Origin of the sequence: Kitasatospora sp. NPDC091257, assembly GCF_044757675.1 — a bacterium.
Lineage (GTDB): Bacteria > Actinomycetota > Actinomycetes > Streptomycetales > Streptomycetaceae > Kitasatospora > Kitasatospora lactacystinica.
Genome location: NZ_JBIVVI010001085.1, coordinates 1 through 3,113, shown reverse-complemented (window position 1 = coordinate 3,113; position 3,113 = coordinate 1). Strand labels below are relative to the sequence as shown.

Genomic DNA, 3,113 nt, shown 5'->3' with positions numbered 1-3,113 from the left:
GGGGCACCGCGACCGGCGGCGCGGCCGGCGGCTCGACCGCGGCCCCGTCGGGTGCGGCGACCGGCGGAGCGGCGGCCGGCGGCGCGGGCACCGCCGGTGCGGCGGGCGGTGGGGCCGCCGGCGGAGCCGTCCCGGCGGCCGCCAGCAGCGTGAAGGTCGGCCAGAGCGCCACCGTGGACTTCGCCGACAAGACCTCCAAGGTCGCCACCAAGCTGGAGATCACCGTCACCGGCGTCGAGGTCGGCTCGGTGCAGGACTTCACCGCCGCCAAGATCAGCATCGTCGGCCTGGAAGGCCGCACCCCGGTGTACGTGAGCTACACCATCAAGAACGTCGGGGACGCCAGCCTCTCCTTCACCGCCCCGGACTCGAAGTTCGTCGTCTTCGACACCGCCGGCAAGAAGGGGCTCAACGTCATGACCGCCGCCACCCCGCTGCCCAAGTGCACCGGGGCGAAGTTCCAGGGCGTGACCAAGGGCGCCGAGACCAAGGGCTGCACCATCATCTCCATCCCCGGGAACACCCCGGCCGCGGTCGGCTACACCGACCTGGCCGACCCGCTGAAGCTCCAGGCCTCCTGGACCAAGTGACGCCCGGTCACCGCTGAACACGCGGACGGCCCCCGCCACCTTCGACAGGTGACGGGGGCCGTCCGACAGCGGCCCCGGGGACGGGCCTCAGGACTCCGAGGCTCAGTGGTCCTCGTCGTCGTCGCCCTCGATGGCGGCCTGGCGGCCGCTGGAGAGCGCCTCGAAGGCGAGGAACTCGGACTCGGCCGCGTCCCGGCCCTTCTGCTTCTCGCGGCGGCGGTCGACCGCCGGGCGCGGGTTCTCGAAGCGGTGGTCCTCACCGCGACGGCCGAGCATCTCGGCACCGGCGGCCATGGTCGGCTCCCAGTCGAAGACGACGGCGTTCTCCTCGGGGCCGATGACGACGGTGTCGCCCTCGTGCGCCCCGATCTTCCACAGCTCCTGCTCGATCCCGAGGCGGGCCAGCCGGTCGGCGAGGTAGCCGACGGCCTCGTCGTTGCTGAAGTCGGTCTGGCGGACCCAGCGCTCCGGCTTGACGCCGCGGATGTGGTACGCGCCGTCCTCCTCGGTGATGGTGAAGCCGGCGTCGTCGACGGCCTTGGGCCGCAGCACGATCCGGGTCGACTCCTCGGCCGGCTTGGCGGCACGCGCCTCGGCGACGATCCCGGCCACGGCGAAGCTCAGCTCGCGCAGGCCCTTGCGGGAGGCGGCGGAGACCTCGAACACCCGGTAGCCGCGCTCCTCCAGGGAGGCGCGGGTCAGGTCGGCGATGTCCTGGCCGTCCGGGACGTCCACCTTGTTGAGCGCGACCAGGCGCGGGCGGTCGTCCAGGCCGCCGTACTCGGCGAGCTCGGCCTCGATGGTCTCCAGGTCGGTCAGCGGGTCGCGGCCGGGCTCCAGGGTGGCGCAGTCCAGCACGTGCACCAGCACCGAACAGCGCTCCACGTGGCGCAGGAACTCCAGGCCCAGGCCGCGGCCCTGGCTGGCGCCCGGGATCAGGCCGGGCACGTCGGCGATGGTGTAGACGGTGTCGCCCGCGGTGACCACCCCGAGGTTGGGGATCAGGGTGGTGAACGGGTAGTCCGCGATCTTCGGCTTGGCGGCGGAGAGCACCGAGATCAGCGAGGACTTGCCCGCGCTCGGGTAGCCGACCAGGGCCACGTCGGCGACGGACTTGAGCTCCATGACGATGTCACGGGCCTCACCGGGCTCGCCGAGCAGCGCGAAGCCGGGCGCCTTGCGGCGGGCCGAGGCCAGCGCGGCGTTGCCGAGGCCGCCGCGGCCGCCCTGGGCGGCGACGAAGCTGGTGCCGTGCCCGACCAGGTCGGCCAGCACGTTGCCGTTGCGGTCCAGCACCACGGTGCCGTCCGGCACCAGCAGGACGAGGTCCTCGCCGAGCGCGCCGGTGCGGTTGCCACCCGCGCCCGGCTTGCCGTTGGTGGCCTTGCGCTTGGGCGAGTGGTGGTACTCCAGCAGGGTGGTGACCTGCGAGTCCACGGTGAGGATGACGCTGCCGCCCTCACCGCCGTTGCCGCCGTCCGGGCCGCCGAGCGGCTTGAACTTCTCGCGGTGCACGGAGGCGCAGCCGTGGCCCCCGTTACCCGCGGCGACATGAAGTTCGACGCGGTCCACGAAGGTGGTCATGGGTGTGCCTCCAGTGCGCGAGAGTCTGCTTGCTACCTGCGTAAAGCGTGAAGGGTGGACCGGAGAATTCCGGCCCACCCTTCACTGTGAGTCTTGTCCGACCCGGTGGGTCTTCTCAGACTCGGGAGTCCGCGGGGACTCAGGCCTCGACGGCCACGATGTTGACGACCTTGCGGCCACGACGGGTGCCGAACTGCACCGCACCGGCGGTCAGCGCGAACAGGGTGTCGTCGCCACCGCGACCGACACCGGCACCCGGGTGGAAGTGGGTGCCGCGCTGGCGGACGAGGATCTCGCCGGCGGAGACGACCTGGCCACCGAAGCGCTTCACGCCGAGGCGCTGGGCGTTCGAGTCACGGCCGTTACGAGTAGAGCTTGCGCCCTTCTTGTGTGCCATTTTTCGCTATCCCCTTACTTGCTGACCGAGTCGATGCTCGTGATGCGCACCGCGGTGTGCTGCTGACGGTGACCCTGGCGACGGCGGTAGCCGGTCTTGTTCTTGTAACGCAGGATGACGATCTTGTCACCCTTGGTCTGGTCGACCACCTCGGCGTGAGCCTTCACGCCGGCCAGGACCCACGGGTCGGAGGTGACGGCGTCACCGTCGACGACGAGGATGGTCGAGAGCTCGACCGAGTCACCCGGCTTGGCCTCGATACGGTCGATCTCCAGCACGTCGCCCACGGCGACCTTGTGCTGGCGGCCGCCTGCGCGAACGATCGCGTACATGCGGTACCTGCTTTCCTTGCTCGGTCGGAACCCCCGACGCCAGCCACCTGGGTACGGACACAGGAGCCTCTCCCCGGCCCTCCGCGCGAACGCGGCGACCCAGGAAGGTGATGTGCTCGGGAGCATGGCGTAGACACGCCGATGGTCAAGAATACGGACCGGCCGCCCGGGGGGCAAACCGGCCCGTACGACCCGGGGCGGGATCACTCC

4 protein-coding genes are annotated in these 3,113 nt (G+C 71.2%); 1 reads left to right on the top strand and 3 read right to left on the bottom strand.

The annotated features are described in order from the left end of the window. A partial coding sequence (locus tag ACIQOV_RS34670; protein WP_401054818.1) for a hypothetical protein occupies positions 1–590 on the top strand: 590 nt, incomplete at its 5' end. Positions 591–692: 102 nt separating this feature from the next. Here the strand turns inward: ACIQOV_RS34670 and obgE are convergent. The 3 genes from obgE to rplU all read right to left on the bottom strand — a co-directional run bounded on the left by obgE (position 693) and on the right by rplU (position 2,903). Further along, the gene (gene obgE / locus ACIQOV_RS34665) at positions 693–2,174 is read right to left on the bottom strand and encodes a GTPase ObgE (RefSeq protein WP_401054816.1); all 1,482 of its coding nucleotides are present in this window, start codon (positions 2,172–2,174) and stop codon (positions 693–695) included. 139 nt (positions 2,175–2,313) lie between these two features. Further along, on the bottom strand, positions 2,314–2,571 hold the full coding sequence (rpmA, locus tag ACIQOV_RS34660) for a 50S ribosomal protein L27 (protein ID WP_030309712.1): 258 nt from the start codon (positions 2,569–2,571) through the stop codon (positions 2,314–2,316). A gap of 14 nt (positions 2,572–2,585) precedes the next feature. Beyond that, complete coding sequence (rplU, locus tag ACIQOV_RS34655; protein ID WP_045696828.1) at positions 2,586–2,903, bottom strand: 50S ribosomal protein L21; 318 nt, start codon at positions 2,901–2,903, stop codon at positions 2,586–2,588. Positions 2,904–3,113: the final 210 nt, after the last annotated feature.